At 69.5% G+C, this 13,889-nt stretch carries 14 protein-coding genes; 6 read left to right on the top strand and 8 right to left on the bottom strand.

Annotated features, from left to right (window positions below):
- Window positions 1-179: 179 nt before the first annotated feature.
- The 5 genes from AB0J68_RS13015 to AB0J68_RS12995 form a co-directional block, all read right to left on the bottom strand.
- Window positions 180-581, bottom strand: coding sequence for a YciI family protein (locus AB0J68_RS13015; RefSeq protein WP_355063832.1), 402 nt, complete (start codon window positions 579-581; stop codon window positions 180-182).
- A gap of 94 nt (window positions 582-675) precedes the next feature.
- Window positions 676-2,811, bottom strand: a complete 2,136-nt coding sequence (locus tag AB0J68_RS13010; protein ID WP_363938398.1) for an alpha-galactosidase — start codon at window positions 2,809-2,811, stop codon at window positions 676-678.
- Entirely contained in the window at window positions 2,808-3,722 is a 915-nt protein-coding gene (locus AB0J68_RS13005) for a carbohydrate ABC transporter permease (RefSeq protein ID WP_354855412.1), read from the bottom strand. Before AB0J68_RS13005 ends, AB0J68_RS13010 begins: the two co-directional genes overlap by 4 nt.
- Window positions 3,719-4,675 (bottom strand): sugar ABC transporter permease, encoded by a 957-nt coding sequence (locus AB0J68_RS13000; protein ID WP_363938396.1) that lies wholly within the window; start codon window positions 4,673-4,675, stop codon window positions 3,719-3,721. The genes AB0J68_RS13005 and AB0J68_RS13000 overlap by 4 nt, the downstream gene beginning before the upstream one ends.
- Window positions 4,676-4,696: 21 nt before the next feature.
- Entirely contained in the window at window positions 4,697-6,025 is a 1,329-nt protein-coding gene (locus AB0J68_RS12995) for an ABC transporter substrate-binding protein (RefSeq protein WP_354855410.1), read from the bottom strand.
- A gap of 286 nt (window positions 6,026-6,311) precedes the next feature.
- Between AB0J68_RS12995 and AB0J68_RS12990 the strand changes: the two genes are divergently transcribed.
- The gene (locus tag AB0J68_RS12990) at window positions 6,312-8,315 is read left to right on the top strand and encodes a beta-galactosidase (RefSeq protein ID WP_354855409.1); all 2,004 of its coding nucleotides are present in this window, start codon (window positions 6,312-6,314) and stop codon (window positions 8,313-8,315) included.
- A gap of 37 nt (window positions 8,316-8,352) precedes the next feature.
- Window positions 8,353-9,129, top strand: coding sequence for a DeoR/GlpR family DNA-binding transcription regulator (locus AB0J68_RS12985; RefSeq protein WP_363938393.1), 777 nt, complete (start codon window positions 8,353-8,355; stop codon window positions 9,127-9,129).
- A 7-nt stretch (window positions 9,130-9,136) separates the two neighbouring features.
- On the opposite strand, the gene AB0J68_RS12980 is transcribed toward AB0J68_RS12985, so the two are convergent.
- The 3 genes from AB0J68_RS12980 to AB0J68_RS12970 all read right to left on the bottom strand — a co-directional run bounded on the left by AB0J68_RS12980 (window position 9,137) and on the right by AB0J68_RS12970 (window position 10,258).
- Window positions 9,137-9,667, bottom strand: coding sequence for a hypothetical protein (locus AB0J68_RS12980; RefSeq protein WP_355139294.1), 531 nt, complete (start codon window positions 9,665-9,667; stop codon window positions 9,137-9,139).
- A 22-nt stretch (window positions 9,668-9,689) separates the two neighbouring features.
- Window positions 9,690-9,926, bottom strand: coding sequence for a hypothetical protein (locus AB0J68_RS12975; protein ID WP_354855455.1), 237 nt, complete (start codon window positions 9,924-9,926; stop codon window positions 9,690-9,692).
- Window positions 9,927-10,009: 83 nt separating this feature from the next.
- The gene (locus tag AB0J68_RS12970; protein ID WP_354855406.1) at window positions 10,010-10,258 is read right to left on the bottom strand and encodes a DivIVA domain-containing protein; all 249 of its coding nucleotides are present in this window, start codon (window positions 10,256-10,258) and stop codon (window positions 10,010-10,012) included.
- Window positions 10,259-10,610: 352 nt separating this feature from the next.
- Here AB0J68_RS12970 and AB0J68_RS12965 point away from each other — a divergent pair, with 352 nt between their 5' ends.
- From AB0J68_RS12965 to AB0J68_RS12950, 4 genes are all read left to right on the top strand, one after another.
- Entirely contained in the window at window positions 10,611-11,480 is an 870-nt protein-coding gene (locus AB0J68_RS12965) for a helix-turn-helix transcriptional regulator (RefSeq protein WP_363938390.1), read from the top strand.
- Complete coding sequence (locus AB0J68_RS12960) at window positions 11,477-11,698, top strand: DUF397 domain-containing protein (protein ID WP_354855404.1); 222 nt, start codon at window positions 11,477-11,479, stop codon at window positions 11,696-11,698. The genes AB0J68_RS12965 and AB0J68_RS12960 overlap by 4 nt, the downstream gene beginning before the upstream one ends.
- A gap of 118 nt (window positions 11,699-11,816) precedes the next feature.
- Window positions 11,817-12,866 (top strand): HEAT repeat domain-containing protein, encoded by a 1,050-nt coding sequence (locus tag AB0J68_RS12955; RefSeq protein WP_363938387.1) that lies wholly within the window; start codon window positions 11,817-11,819, stop codon window positions 12,864-12,866.
- A 121-nt stretch (window positions 12,867-12,987) separates the two neighbouring features.
- The coding region (locus AB0J68_RS12950; protein WP_363938385.1) for a sporulation protein at window positions 12,988-13,889 on the top strand (902 nt) is incomplete at its 3' end.

Genomic DNA, 13,889 nt, shown 5'->3' with positions numbered 1-13,889 from the left:
CTACATCGGGTGTTGGGGGGCAAGCAGTGGGCAGGCCACTGGGTCGCGGCGGGGAGCTGCGCCTCCTGCACGGGGTCGTCGGCGGTGGGGAAGTCACCTATCCGGCGGGCGTGGACGCCGTGGACCTGCGGCGCCAACTCGCGCAGCAGGTCCTCGATGTGGGGATCGGTGGTCAGCCCTCACAACTCCTCGGTGGGTGCGGACATCACCGGGTGCACCTCGATCGGCATGTTCAGCGGCCGGCCACCGGGGCCGGGCGCGGTGGAGATGTACGCGGCCACCTCCACCGCCCGCTGCGGGCTGTCGCAGTCGACGATCCAGAAGCCGGCGAGGAACTCCTTCGTCTCGGCGAACGGCCCCTCCGTGACCACCGGCGTCCCGCCCTCGCCGGCACGCACGATCCGCGCCTGCTGCGGGCCACCGAGGCCCTGCGCGTCGACCCACTCCCCGGCGGCGGTCAGCTTCTCATTGACCTCGCCCATGAACGCGATGTGGGCCCGGACCTCGTCCGGGGTCCAGGTGTCGATGCTCGGGAAGTCGGTCCCGGTGGCGCTGAACTGCATCAGCAGCATGTACTTCATGGTTCGCCCCTCACGTCCGCGCACCGTGGTCGGTGCTCTCACCCTGAGGTAGAAGCACGCGTCACCGTTCTCGACACTCCGGCGGAAGAAATTTCTAGCTGGCCTCGTCGACCTCCAGCACCAGGCTCTGCTCCGGGTGCAACGCGGGCAGCTGCACACCCACCCGGGCCAGCGCCGCTCCGCTGAGCGTGACACCGGAGGCCAGCCACGGTGGCGCGGCCCGCTCGATGGTCGCCGGGGGCGGCACGTCCGCCACCGCTCGTACGCGGTAACGCCGTGTCGGATCGAGGCCGGGCAGACGTACCGCGCCCGGGGTCTGCGTCACCGAGGTGGCCAGCCGGGCCACCGCGTACACCGCTCGGGTCCGGTCCGTGGCGACCACGCCGTGCGCCCAGACGGCCGGGTCCGGGTAATCGACGCGGACCACCCGGCCGGCGTGCAGCAGCGGACGCAGCCGCTTGTGCAGCGCCACCCAGGCGGCCAACTCGGCCTGTTCGGCAGCGCTGATCGAGGCGATGTCCCACTCGATCCCGTGGTGGCCGAACAGCGCGGTGGCCGCCCGGAAGCCCAGGTCGTGCACGCGGTTGGTGGTGTGCGAGCGTTCCGGGCCGATGTGCGTGCCGATCAGCTCCGGAGGCAGCAGCAGACCGGTCCAGCGTTGGATGCTGAGCCGTTCCAGGGCGTCGTTGCAGTCGCTGGCCCAGACCCGGTCGGTGCGGGCCAGGATGGCCAGGTCCACCCGGGCGCCGCCGGACGAGCAGCTCTCGATCTCGACGCCGGGATGCCGGCGGCGCAGCTCGTCGAGGAGGCGGTAGACCGCGAGGGTCTGCCCGTGCACCCCGGGCCGGCCGTGGTGCCCGGCCTCGGTGAGGTCCCGGTTGTGGTCCCACTTGAGGTAGCTGATGCCGGGGTGGTCGCGCAGCAGCGCGTCGAGGCGTTCCAGCACGTGGTCGTACGCCTCCGGGCGGCCCAGGTCGAGCACCTGCTGGTTGCGCCAGGCCGGCGGCAGCCGCCCCGGCGCGGCCAGCAGCCAGTCCGGGTGCGCGCGGAACAGGTCGGAGTCGGGATTGACCATCTCCGGCTCCACCCACAGGCCGAACTGAAGGCCCTGGCCGGTCACGTGGTCGATGAGCGGTTGCAGGCCGTCGGGCCAGACGCCCTCGTCGACGTACCAGTCGCCGAGCCCGGCGGTGTCGTCGCGCCGGCCGCGGAACCAGCCGTCGTCGAGCACGAACCGTTCCACGCCGAGGTGCGCGGCCCGGTCGGCGAGGGCCCGCAGCCGGTCCAGGTCGTGGTCGAAGTAGACCGCCTCCCAGACGTTGAGGGTCACCGGGCGGGGGGAGCGCGGGTGTCCGGGCCGGGCCCGCAGATGCGAATGGAGTACGTCGCTGAGCCCGTCCAGCCCGACGTCGGACCAGACGGCGTAGAGCAGTGGAGTGTCGTACTCCTCGCCGGGGGCGAGCCGGATCTCGCCGGGCGCCAGCAGTTCGCCGCCGCCGAGAGTGGACTCGCCGGTGGGGTGCCGCTCGGCGACGGTGACGTGGTCGCCGCTCCACGCGGTGTGCACCGCCCAGACCTCGCCGTGGCCGAAGCCGAACCCGGCGGCGCCGGCGACCAGCAACAGCGTGGCATCGTGCCCGGTGCGCCCGTGCCGGCCCTCGCGGACCCACGCGCCGTGCTGCCAGGGATGCCGCTGTGGCGAGCGTTCCCGACACCAGCGGCCGGTCAGGTCGAGCAGTTCGGTGGTGACCGCCGGCACCGGCAGCACCGGCGTCAGCCCGTGCACCTCGTACGCGCCGTCGCCGTCGTTGCGCAGGCGATGGCGAATGGTCAGCAGGCCGTACCGGTCCAGCGTGATCTCGATGGTCAGGCCCAGCCCGGCGACCCGGTCCGACGCCCGCACGGTGACCCGCGCCGGAGCGTCGGAGGGCTGGTCGACGTCGAGACCGTCGAGCCGGAAGGCGGCGGACCAGTCCCTCCCGTCGCGATGCCCGACCAGTCCCGGCCGACCGCTCCAGCCGGCGCTCGCCTCCGGCAGCAGGGACAGCGCGGGCGGCTCGTCGAAGCTGCTCGGCACCACGGGTGGCACTGTCGCGTCGGTGAGCTGGCGCAGGGCGTCGTCGTCGAGGTCGCCGACGTCGCCGCCCCAGTGCACGACGCGGGGCAGCCCCGGGCCGCGCGCGTCGAGCACCAGGCTGGTCCGCGCGCGGCGCAGGTGCAGGATCGTCATCCTTTGGAGGCTCCCAAGGTCAGGCCCCGGACGAAGTGCCGCTGGAGCATAAAGAAGATCACCAGGGTGGGGATCGCGACGAGCACGCTGCCCGCCGAGACCAGGTTGTTGTCGGTGAAGAACTCGCCGCGCAGGTTGTTGAGCGAGCTGGTCACCGGGAACTTGTCGCCGGTGCGCATGAGGACGGTGGCCCAGAAGAACTCGTTGTAGATCCAGGTCACCTCCAGGGTGGCGAGCGCTGCCAGGGCCGGCCGGCACAGCGGCATGGTGACCTGCCAGTACTGCCGCCAGACGCTGGCCCCGTCGACCATCGCCGCCTCGTACAGGTCGCGGGGCAGCGCCTTCATGTAGTTGCTGAGCACGAAGACGCAGAACCCGCACTGGAAGGCCACGTTGATCAGGATCAGGCCCCAGTAGCTGTCGTAGAGCAGTTCGGAGTCGCTCATGAACTCCGGCAGCGGCACCTCGGTGAACAGCCGGAACAGCGGGATGAGCAATGCCTGCTGGGGCAGCAGGTTGGCGGCGGTGAACACCCCGAGCAGGACGAGGTTGATCTTCCAGTTGAACCGGGCGATGACGAACGCCACGCAGGAGGCGAGGAAGAGCGTCAGCAGCACCGCCGGCACGGTGATGTAGACCGAGTTGAGAAAGTGTTTGCCGAACTCCGCTGTCCGCCACGCGGTGACGTAGTTGTCGAAGGTCCAGCCGCCGAACGAGACGTAGCCGTTGGCGGCCGTGTAATCGTAGGAGCGCAGCGAGGTCAGCACCGCCCAGGCGATCGGGAAGAGCCAGGCCAGCGAGACGACGATGAGGAAGCCGTGCAGCAGCAGCCGCGCCGGGGTCAGCTTGCGGCGGCGGACCGGGGTGTCGGTGCCACCCTCGGTACGCCGGGTCACGGTCGCGGTGCTCATTCCCGGTCCTCCCTCATCACGGTCGCCAGGTAGATGGTGATGAAGACCAGCGAGACGACCAGCATGATCGTCGCCAGCGCGGAGCCGAAGCCGATCCGGCTCGCCTCACCCACCACGTTCTGGGTGACCAGTGCCGAGATCAGCTCCAGACCGTTGCGTCCCTTGTTGACGACCCAGACCAGGTCGAACGCGCGCAGCGACTCGATCACCGTCACCACCAGCACGATGATGTTGATCGGCCGCAGCACCGGGAACACCACCCGGAAGAACGTCCGGCTCTCCGACGCGCCGTCGACCGCCGCGGCCTCCCGCAGCGACGGGTCGACGCCCTTCAGGCCGGCGAGGTAGAGCAGCATGATGTAGCCGACGTGCCGCCAGCCGGAGGCGATCATGACCGCCCAGATGTTGACGTTCGAGTCGCCGTACCAGTCGACGTTGCTGCCGAAGACGGCGTTGATGAGACCCTGGTCGCGGGAGTAGAGCAGCTGCCAGACGAAGCCGATCAGTGCCAGCGAGAGCACCACCGGCAGGTACAGCGCCGTCTGGTAGAAGCGGCTGCCGCGCAGCTCCTTGTCGAGCAGCACGGCCAGGAACATGCCGAACGGGGTGGCGACCACGAACAGCACGGCCAGCCAGAGCAGGTTGTGCTGGATCGCCGGCACGAACGGCGGGTAGATGTTCACGACGTCGCTGTAGTTGCGAGCGCCGACGAAGTCGATCTCGTTCAGTGGGCCGATGCCGTCCCAGTCGGTGCTGGAGAGCACCACGGTCGCCAGCGCCGGCAGCCAGACGAAGGCGGTGACGAGCAGCAGCGGGACGAGCACCATCAGCGTGATGACCACGCGGTCGGTGCGGGACAGGAGCCGTAGCCGCCGGCGACGACCACCCGTTGAGGTGGCCGCGGCCGGCGGCGGCACGGCGCGATCCGCTTGGATCAGGGGCAGGTCGGACACGATGTCCTCCCCCTTCCGCCGTCAGTCAGTGAAGATCGACTTCTTCTGGTTCTCGATGGACGACGTGAGACCGTCGATGTCCTTGGGGTTCTTGATGAACTGCTGAATCGCCGGGATCATCACCGTGGAGGCGAAGTCCGGCCGGGTGTCCCGGTCGAGGAACTGCGCGATCTCGGTGGCCGACCCGACCAGCTCGGCGGCCTTCTTCTGCAGCGCGGTGTAGCCGCTGACGTCGGCGCCGGTGTTGGCGACCAGGGTGGTCGGGTCGCTCTTGACCGTGATGTCCGCGGCGGTCTTGCCGCCGAAGTACTCCATCAGCTTGCGGGCGTTGTCCTCGTTCTTGGGCTTGCGGGCCATCATGTAGCCGTCGATCGGGGCGTCCAGGGCCTTCGCGCCGATGGACGGGTCGATCTCGGGGAACGTGAAGAAGTCGAGGTCGCTCTGTTCGTCGTTGCTGAACTGCTGACCGACGAAGAGACCGAGCAGGTACATCCCGCTCTTCTTCTGCTGCAGCGACTGCGCCGCCTCCTGCCAGGTGCGGCCGAGGCTGTCCGGCTGGTGCAGGGGGAGCAGGCCGGCCCAGGTGTCGAAGACCTTCTTGACCTTGTCGGAGGTCCAGGCCTCCTTGCCGGCCATCAGGTCGACGTGGAACTGGTAGCCGTTGATCCGTAGGTTGAGGATGTCGAAGGTGCCCATCGCCGGCCAGCCGTCCTTGTCGGCGAAGGCGACGGGGATGAGGCCGTCCTTCTTCATCTGCGCGCCGAGCGCGGTGAACTGGTCCAGTGTGGTGGGCACCTGGTAGCCGTGCTGCTGCCAGACCGACTTGCGGTAGAAGACGGCCCACGGGTAGTACGACGCCGGGACGAAGTACTGCTTGCCGTCGTCGCCGGTGGACGCCTTCTTGAAGGCGTCCGAGTAGCCCGAGAGCTTGCCCCACACGTCGCTGATGTCGCTGGCCAGGCCCTTCTGGGCGAAGAAGCGCATCCGGTAGCCGGCGAACCAGGTGAAGACGTCGTCCGGCTTGCCCTGGAGGTAGTTGTTGATGTTCTCCTGGAACGTGTTGTGGTCGACCGTGTTCACCGCGACCTGGACGCCGGACGCGGTCTTGAACCCGTCGGCGACCTTCGCGAGGACGTCCTTGGGCTTCGGGTCGGACTGGTTGGATCCGAGCGACACGTCCTTGCTGGACCCGCCGGAGCCGGAGTCGTCGCCGCAGCCGGCGAGCAGACCGGTGCCGAGCAGCGCGCCCGTGCCGGCCGCGCCGGCCAGCAGCGACCGTCGGTTGATGCCGGCGACGGAGGGCGGTACGAGCCGAGCCAGGTACTCGGCTTGGGATCGGGGACGGGACATCTGTGCCTCCTGCGGATGAAGAGGTGCTACGCCCAAGGGCCGTCAGGGGTGGTGAAGAGCGCGTCCGGCCTTGTGGATACGCATCGTGATCCACCGAGAATCCACATTGGCGAACACGATCGGCCAGTTGGGGCCTCAAGCTACCCCTCCATAGGCCGCTGTCAAGAGGGCTGTTCGCCTCTGATAACCCAGTCGTGATACGGCTGTTAGGTGGTAAACGTTGGAAACAAAGTCGATGTTGGAACCTGTTGACTTCCGTGCGGCGGCAGGTGCACCCTCAGCTGTCATGCGGCGATGGCAGGGGAACGGCATCTATTTCGGCGGCGACTACAACCCCGAGCAGTGGCCCGAGCAGACCTGGTCGGAGGACGTCGAGCTGATGCGTCGGGCCGGGGTCAACCTGGTCTCCGTCGGCATCTTCTCCTGGGCTCTGCTGGAGCCCGCCCCGGGCCGGTTCGAGTTCGGCTGGCTGGACCGGGTCCTGGATCTGCTGCACGACGGCGGCATCCAGGTCGACCTGGCCACCGCCACCGCCAGCCCGCCACCCTGGCTGGCCCGCGCGCACCCGGAGACGCTGCCCCGCCGGGCCGACGGCGCGATCCTCTGGCCGGGCGGCCGGCAGGCGTACTGCCCCAGTTCCCCGGTGTTCCGCGAGCGCTCCCTGGAGCTGGTGCGGGCGGTCGCCGGCCGGTACGCCGAGCATCCCGCCGTGGTCATGTGGCACGTCTCGAACGAGCTGGGCTGCCACAACGTGCACTGCTACTGCGACGTCAGCGCCGAGGCGTTCCGGGGCTGGCTGCGGGACCGCTACGGCGACCTGGACCGGCTCAACGACGCCTGGGGCACGGCCTTCTGGAGCCAGCGCTACGGCGACTGGGCCGAGATCAACCCGCCGCGCACCGCGCCGACCTTCGCCAACCCCACGCAGCAACTCGACTTCCTGCGCTTCTCCTCCGACGAGCAGCGCGCCCAACTGCGCGCCGAACGCGAGGTGCTGACGACGCTGGTCCGCCAGCCGGTCACCACCAACTTCATGATCGGCATGGGCGTCAAGCACATGGACTACCACTCCTGGGCCCCCGATGTGGACCTGGTGTCCAACGACCACTACCTGACCGCCGCCAACCCGCAGGCGCACCTCGGGCTGGCGTTCGCCGCCGACCACACCCGGGGCGTCGCCGGCGGTGACCCGTGGCTGCTCATGGAGCACTCCACCAGCGCGGTCAACTGGCAGCCGCGCAACGTGGCCAAGCTGCCCGGGCAGCTGCGCCGCAACAGCCTGGCGCACGTCGCCCGCGGCGCCGACGGGGTGCTGTTCTTCCAGTGGCGGGCCTCGCGGGCCGGCGCGGAGAAGTTCCACTCCGCGCTGGTGCCGCACGCCGGCCCGGACACCAAGGTGTTTCGCGAGGTCTGCCAGCTCGGCGCGGACCTGAAGGCGCTGGCCGAGATCCGCGGCAGCCGGGTGGACGCCGACGTGGCGATCCTGTTCGACTGGGAGGCCTGGTGGGCGGTCGAGCTGGATTCGCACCCCAGCGCCGACGTCACCTACGCGGACCGGATCAACGCCCTCTACGGCGCGCTGTGGCGGGCCGGCGTGACCGCCGACATCGTCCACCCGTCGGCCGACCTCAGCGGCTACCGTCTGGTCCTGGTGCCCACCCTCTACCTGGTCCGCGACGCCGACGCCGACGCGTTGCGCCGGTTCGTCGAGGCCGGCGGCACGGCGGCCGTCACCTACTTCAGCGGCATCGTGGACCCCAACGACCACATCCGGCTGGGCGGCTACCCGGGCGCGTTCCGGGACCTGCTGGGCGTACGGACCGAGGAGTTCTTCCCGCTGCGCGAGGGCGAGCGGGTCCGGCTCGACGACGGCAGCACCGCCGACGTGTGGACCGAATGGCTGCACGCCGACGACGCCGAGGTGCTGGCGTCGTACACCGACGGGCCCTTGCCGGGTGTGCCTGCGCTGACCCGGCGGCCGGTCGGCGCGGGCGCCGCCTGGTACGTCGGCACCCGGCTGGACGAACCGGCCACCGACCGGCTCGTCGCCCGGCTGCTCGACGAGGCCGGCGTCCGCCCGGCGGCGCAGGCGCCGACCGGGGTGGAGGTGGTACGACGACGCGACGGCGAGCGGACCTGGCTGTTCGCGATCAACCACACCGAGACCGAGGTACGCGTCGCGGCGCGCGGCACCGAGCTGTTGACCGGGACGCGGTGTGCGGGTGAGCTGACAGTGCCGGCCGGCGAGGTGGCCGTGGTCCGCGAGGACCGGGCCGACGAGTCGGCCTGACCCGGCGACCAGCGCGGCGCGAAGGAGGTTCCCTGAGATGCTGGCCCAGCAGCGGCAGACCGCCATCCTCGATCTGATCCGCCAGCGTGGCGGCGTGCGGGTTAGCCACCTGGTCAGCCGGTTCGGCGTGTCCGACATGACGATCCGGCGCGACCTGGAGGTGTTGGCCGAGCGCGGCCTGGTGGACAAGGTCCACGGCGGCGCGACCCTCGCCGGGCCGGGCTCGGCCGAGGAGCCCGGGTTCGCCGCGAAGTCGATCCGCCAGCAGACGGAGAAGCGGGCCATCGCCGAGCGGGCGGCGACGATGGTGGAGCCGGGGATGGCCATCGCGCTGTCCGCCGGGACGACCACCGCCGCGCTGGCCACCCTGCTCTCCGATGTGCACGGGCTGACCGTGGTGACCAACTCGATCCCGGTGGCCGACGCGCTCTACCAGAACCCGCGTGCCGACCAGACGGTCGTGTTGACCGGTGGCATCCGTACCCCGTCGGACGCGCTGACCGGTCCGGTGGCCGAGGCCGCGATCAGCGCGCTCAACGTCGACCTGCTGTTCCTGGGTGTGCACGGGCTCAGCCCGCGTACCGGCTTCACCACGCCGAACCTGCTGGAGGCCGGCGTCAACCGGTGTCTGATCGGCGCGGCCCGCCGGCTCGTGGTGCTCGCCGACCACACCAAGTGGGAGACGATCGGCATCGCCACCATCGCCCCGCTGGAGGCGGCCGACGTTTTCATCACGGACGCCGGGATGCCGGCGGACGCCCGCACCACGATCGGCGAACAGGTAGGCGAACTGGTCGTCGTGGAGACCGGTTAGGACCTGTCTAATGATCGTTCAGCATGAACAGGAGCGTGTGATGCTGCACGTCCAGGAACACCACCCGCCAGCGTGTCGACGGTAGCGCATCGTTGTAGGTCTGACTGTGCAGCCACTGTGGCTTGGTCGGGAGGAACGGTGCGAGGTCCGGTCGCACGTCCGTAGGCGTGTGTGAGTGGATCAGCTCGGCCGGGTCGATGGATGTGAACGAAACGAACTCGAACCGCTCGGCCAACCGGTGTGCGTCCTCGGGACGCAGGATGATGACGCCCTGGTATTCCCAGTCCGTCGGGCCCGGCATCCGCGAACACGGATTGCCCAACGCGCGCGCTTGCCAGTGAATCTCCGAATAGTCGCCGATAAACGGAAGCTCATCCGGCGGCTCCCAGCGGCTGACCCGGACCTTCGCCTCGTCGAGCTGCCGCTGCTCCTGGCATCCACGCGTCTCGTCAACCGCTGCCGTGTCGCACCCGACCACCGCCAGCAACGCGACCGCCGCAGCGAGCACGGCGGCGTGTGCCCGTCTCCCCATTGTCATCGTCCACGAGGATAGATGTGGGTCAGGGATCATCGACAGGAGAGCAGGGTCCGTCGTGGTCGGCCGGCCGCGCACATCGCCGGCGATCGGGCATGATCCGGTCACAGAAGACCCAGTGTCGTACGTGCTGCGCGTCCTCGGCCGACACGGTGATGCCGCCGATGTCGATCTGTGACGTCGCGGTCAGCGACCGGGCGAGAGCACGGGCCAATTCCAGTGCGCCGGCCAGGTCGACAACCGCCACCGGCAGGTGAATCACGTGCCGGGGCGGCGGTTCGGGCGGCTCGGTGAACGCCAGCACGGCGGCCCGAGGCAGCGGTACGAAGATCCGGTCCGGCGGAATCACCTTCGCTGCCCCTCGGACCAGGCACCCTGCCGGGCCCGCAGCGCCCGCTTGACCCGCGCGTTCTCCTCGCTGAGCAGCGCCAGATCGTGGTGCAGCGCGGTCAGGTCGAGCGCGACGCGGTGCAGGAACCGCCGCACCTCCCGGGGGTCGAGGCCCCTTCGGCCGAAGCCGACGGTGGCGAACTGGTGGTCGCGCACGTGCCGCGGATGCAGCCGTCCGCCGTCGTGGTGCGTGCCTCTGGTCATCGTTCACCTCTGGTCATCGGTCACCTCTGTCGTCGTCGGTCGATGGTGGGTCGGGGTCGCGAGAGCGCCCTTCTTCGTGGTAGGTATTCGTGCAAGTCGGTTCGGAGCCGGGATTCGTACCTCCCGACGCTCTAGTTGAGACCCGACGAGAGCCGGTATGCGACTGCCACTCGCGAGGCCGCCTCTCGTCACCTTCTCGGCTGTTGGCACAGCTGCGGTTGCCGTGTTTGCACCGGGCTTCCCCCCGGGGGCCGGCGATCACCCTCACCCGCGGGCCACGTTTCCAGTGGCCCCGGCATTGGTGCAACGACACCAACGAAGTTCGTCATGAGGGACGTCAGAGAGGGGACCCATGCCCGTCAGGCGTGAATCGTTCGTCCAGACATTGCGTGCCCAGTGGCTCGGCCAGCAGATGCGACAGTTGCGGGAACAGCGCGGCATCACTCTCAAGCAGGCGGCCGAGTTTCTGGAGCGGGACTTTTCGTCCATCGCCCGCTGGGAGCGTGCCGAGTGGCCGTTCCGCCGAGGCGTTGTCGAATCGCTTCTCGATCTTTACGGCGAGCATGACGGGCGCGAGCGCAACCGCTTCCTCCAGCTTGCCGAAGACGCCTGGCGGACCGACCGCTGGGACGACGACTACGACGAGTTGGTGGACGCCTCGTTCATCGACTTCCCCTGGTTGGAGACCAGAGCCGAGCACATTTGCTCGTGGGATGCCTTCCTCATGCCGGGGCTCATGCAGACGGCGGCCTACGCGGAAGCGGTGATCCGTAACGCCGAGGGAGAGCAGGCATCGGATTTCTCGGTCCGCAAGTGGCTGCAATTAAGGGTCGACCGCCAGCGTGTGCTCACGCGCGATCCCGCCGTCCGTGTAGCGGCGGTCATCGACGAAAGCGTTCTTCGTCGACCAGTCGGGAGTCCGGCCGTGATGCGCGGCCAACTACAACACCTCGCCGAGCTGATGCGACGGCAGAACATCGACGTCCGCGTGTTGCCATCGCGGGTCGGCCTGCACGCCGGGCTGGACGGCTCATTCGTTCTCTTCCGGATGCCGAAGCCGTATCCCGAGGTGGCCTATGCGGAGACTCTGGGTGGGCGCCGGTTCATGGAATCTCCGAAGTCGAGACGGTACGCGCTTGCGTACCATCGCCTGCAGGATGTCGCGCTCGATCAGCGCGAGGCGGCCGAGCTGATCGCGAAGATCACGGAGGAACTGCCATGAACGAAGCCCTGCCGGCCGTGGCCTGGCACATCAGCACTCGCAGCAACAGTAACGGCGGGAGCTGTGTCGAAGCGGGGCCTGTTCTCGACGGTTCTGGTCGGGTGGCGGTGCGGGACAGCAAGGACCGCGCGGCGGCGACCCTCGTCTACGGCGTCAGCGGCTGGACTGCCTTCGTCAACGGGGTCAAAGACGGCACGTTCGGCCGCACCGAGCCGTGATCGACTCGACATCGCCGATGTCGGGGTGTCCCGGCCGGCTGATAGCCCCATATCGGCGATGTCGAGTCGATCAAAAGTTGGTGGCGGCAGCGACTGGCCGGGGGGCACCATGTCGAGCGTGGAGGCGCACGAGGTGGCGGACCTGTTCGACCGGGCGGTGCAGCGGTTGCGGCGTACCGTCGAGGACGGCGACTCCGACGACGGGTCGGAGCTGCTCCGGCAGGCGGCTGGCGCGGGCGTGGTGGCCTTCCAGCTGGCTGTCGGCAAACTCGCTGATCCGGACCGCGTGGTACGCGCGGCGGCGTGCGACCTGCTCGGCTACGCGAGCGCTGTGCACGGGGACGACCTGCGTGCGGCCGCCGCGACGGCCCTGATCTCGCTGGCCAGCACCGAAGTCGATCCCGAGGTGCACTGGTCGATTGCTCGCGCCCTGGGCGCGACCTGCGATCCCCGCGCCCTGCCGACCCTGGTCACCCTCGCGGGCAGTCCCGACAGCGACGTACGGTTCCAGGTCGCTGTCGCGGTGCCGGCGGTCCTCGACGATCCTCCGGCCGAAGCCGGCGAGGCGGTGCTGATCGACCTGTCCACCGATTCCGATGCCGCCGTGCGGGAGTGGGCCACCTTCGGGCTCGGCTGGGTGAGCACCGCCGACGGGAACGCCGTCCGCCGGGCGCTGTGGGACCGTACCCGCGACGTCGACCCGGAGGTACGCGCGGAAGGTGCCCGAGGGCTGGCCCGGCGGCGGGACGCACGGGCACTTCCACTGGTACGCGAGATGCTCTCCCACGACGAGGTCCACAGGTTCACCATCCGGGCCGCCGCGTACCTGGCAGATCCGTCACTGCTGCCGCTGCTGGACGGCTTCGATCCCGACGCGGACCACGTCGCCGAGGCCCTGCGCGAATGCGATCCGCTGCGTCGTGACCGGCGGAACGACCTGGCATGGCGGCTACTGCTCGCGGTGCACCGGCGTCGGCCCGACTGGGAGGTCACCGTCGCCGGCGAGCGGTGCAACCTCGACCTTGATCTCGATGTCACCGATGGCGCCGACCGCTCGGGTTACTGGTGTGTCGACGGGCTGCTCCGCCGGGCCGGCGACGATCCCGAGCGCGCAGCCGACCTGGCGATCGGGGATCTGACCCCCGGCATGATCCGCGCGCGACGCTGATCGACACCAGGTCGCCGGTGTGGCGCGCTCACAGCCATCTCACAGGGGTGCTGGATAGGGTGCGCGGTGAGTCAACGTCCGACTCCATGGTGGAGCGGTCGGCTGTCGCACAGGAGTTTCGATGGTCTTCAAGAAGATGTTGAGCGCGTTCGGTGTGGGCGGTCCCAGTGTGGACACCGTGCTGACCAACCCCAACACCCGGCCCGGCCTGACCCTCGACGGGCAGGTCAACCTCGTCGGCGGTGACAGCCCGGCGGCCATCGAGCAGGTGGTGATCGGTCTGGTCACCCGGGTCGAGGTCGAGGGCCACGACACGGAGTACGCGGGCACCATGGAGTTTCACCGGATGGCCGTCAGTGGCGCGTTCCAGCTCGCGCCCAAGCAGGAGTTGTCGATCCCGTTCCAGCTCCCGGTGCCGTGGGAGACCCCGATCACCGACGTGTACGGCCAGCGCCTGCACGGCATGACGATGGGCCTGCGGACGGAGCTGTCGGTGGCCCGCGCGGTCGACAAAACCGACCTGGACCACGTGGCGGTGCACCCGTTGCCTGTGCACGAGCGGATCCTGGAGGCGTTCCAGCGGCTCGGTTTCCGGTTCAAGCACGCCGACCTGGAGCGCGGTCACATCCGCGGCGTGCAGCAGACGCTGCCGTTCTACCAGGAGATCGAGTTCTTCGCCTCCCCGCAGTACGCGGGCACCATCAACGAGGTCGAGCTGACCTTCGTGACGAGTCAGCGTGGTGTCGAGGTGATCCTGGAGTGTGACAAGCGGGGCGGCTTCCTCAGCGCCGGGCACGACGCGTTCGGCCGCTACCAGGTGTCGCACGCCGACGTCGACCGCGTCGACTGGGCGCAGGTCGTCGACGGTTGGCTGCGCGAGACGACGTCCCGCTACGGCAGCCTGCGCTCCCAGTACGGCCACGGCCACGGTCATGGCCGCGGGCACGGCGGTATGGGCGGCGTGGGCGGCATGGTGGCCGGCGCGGCGCTCGGCGTCGCCGGCGGCATGATCGCCGGCGAGAT

The sequence above is a fragment of the Micromonospora sp. NPDC049580 genome (assembly GCF_040675595.1).
Classification (GTDB): domain Bacteria; phylum Actinomycetota; class Actinomycetes; order Mycobacteriales; family Micromonosporaceae; genus Micromonospora.
This window is presented reverse-complemented; position numbering and strand designations above follow the sequence as displayed.

What these genes read in the sequence shown, in the direction of transcription:
- AB0J68_RS13015 (WP_355063832.1), bottom strand. Translation starts at nt 581, where the DNA reads ATGAAGTACATGCTGCTGATGCAGTTCAGCGCCACCGGGACCGACTTC.
- AB0J68_RS13010 (WP_363938398.1), bottom strand. Translation starts at nt 2,811, where the DNA reads ATGACGATCCTGCACCTGCGCCGCGCGCGGACCAGCCTGGTGCTCGAC.
- AB0J68_RS13005 (WP_354855412.1), bottom strand. Translation starts at nt 3,722, where the DNA reads ATGAGCACCGCGACCGTGACCCGGCGTACCGAGGGTGGCACCGACACC.
- AB0J68_RS12995 (WP_354855410.1), bottom strand. Translation starts at nt 6,025, where the DNA reads ATGTCCCGTCCCCGATCCCAAGCCGAGTACCTGGCTCGGCTCGTACCG.
- AB0J68_RS12990 (WP_354855409.1), top strand. Translation starts at nt 6,312, where the DNA reads ATGCGGCGATGGCAGGGGAACGGCATCTATTTCGGCGGCGACTACAAC.
- AB0J68_RS12985 (WP_363938393.1), top strand. Translation starts at nt 8,353, where the DNA reads ATGCTGGCCCAGCAGCGGCAGACCGCCATCCTCGATCTGATCCGCCAG.
- AB0J68_RS12980 (WP_355139294.1), bottom strand. Translation starts at nt 9,667, where the DNA reads ATGACAATGGGGAGACGGGCACACGCCGCCGTGCTCGCTGCGGCGGTC.
- AB0J68_RS12970 (WP_354855406.1), bottom strand. Translation starts at nt 10,258, where the DNA reads ATGACCAGAGGCACGCACCACGACGGCGGACGGCTGCATCCGCGGCAC.
- AB0J68_RS12965 (WP_363938390.1), top strand. Translation starts at nt 10,611, where the DNA reads ATGCCCGTCAGGCGTGAATCGTTCGTCCAGACATTGCGTGCCCAGTGG.
- AB0J68_RS12960 (WP_354855404.1), top strand. Translation starts at nt 11,477, where the DNA reads ATGAACGAAGCCCTGCCGGCCGTGGCCTGGCACATCAGCACTCGCAGC.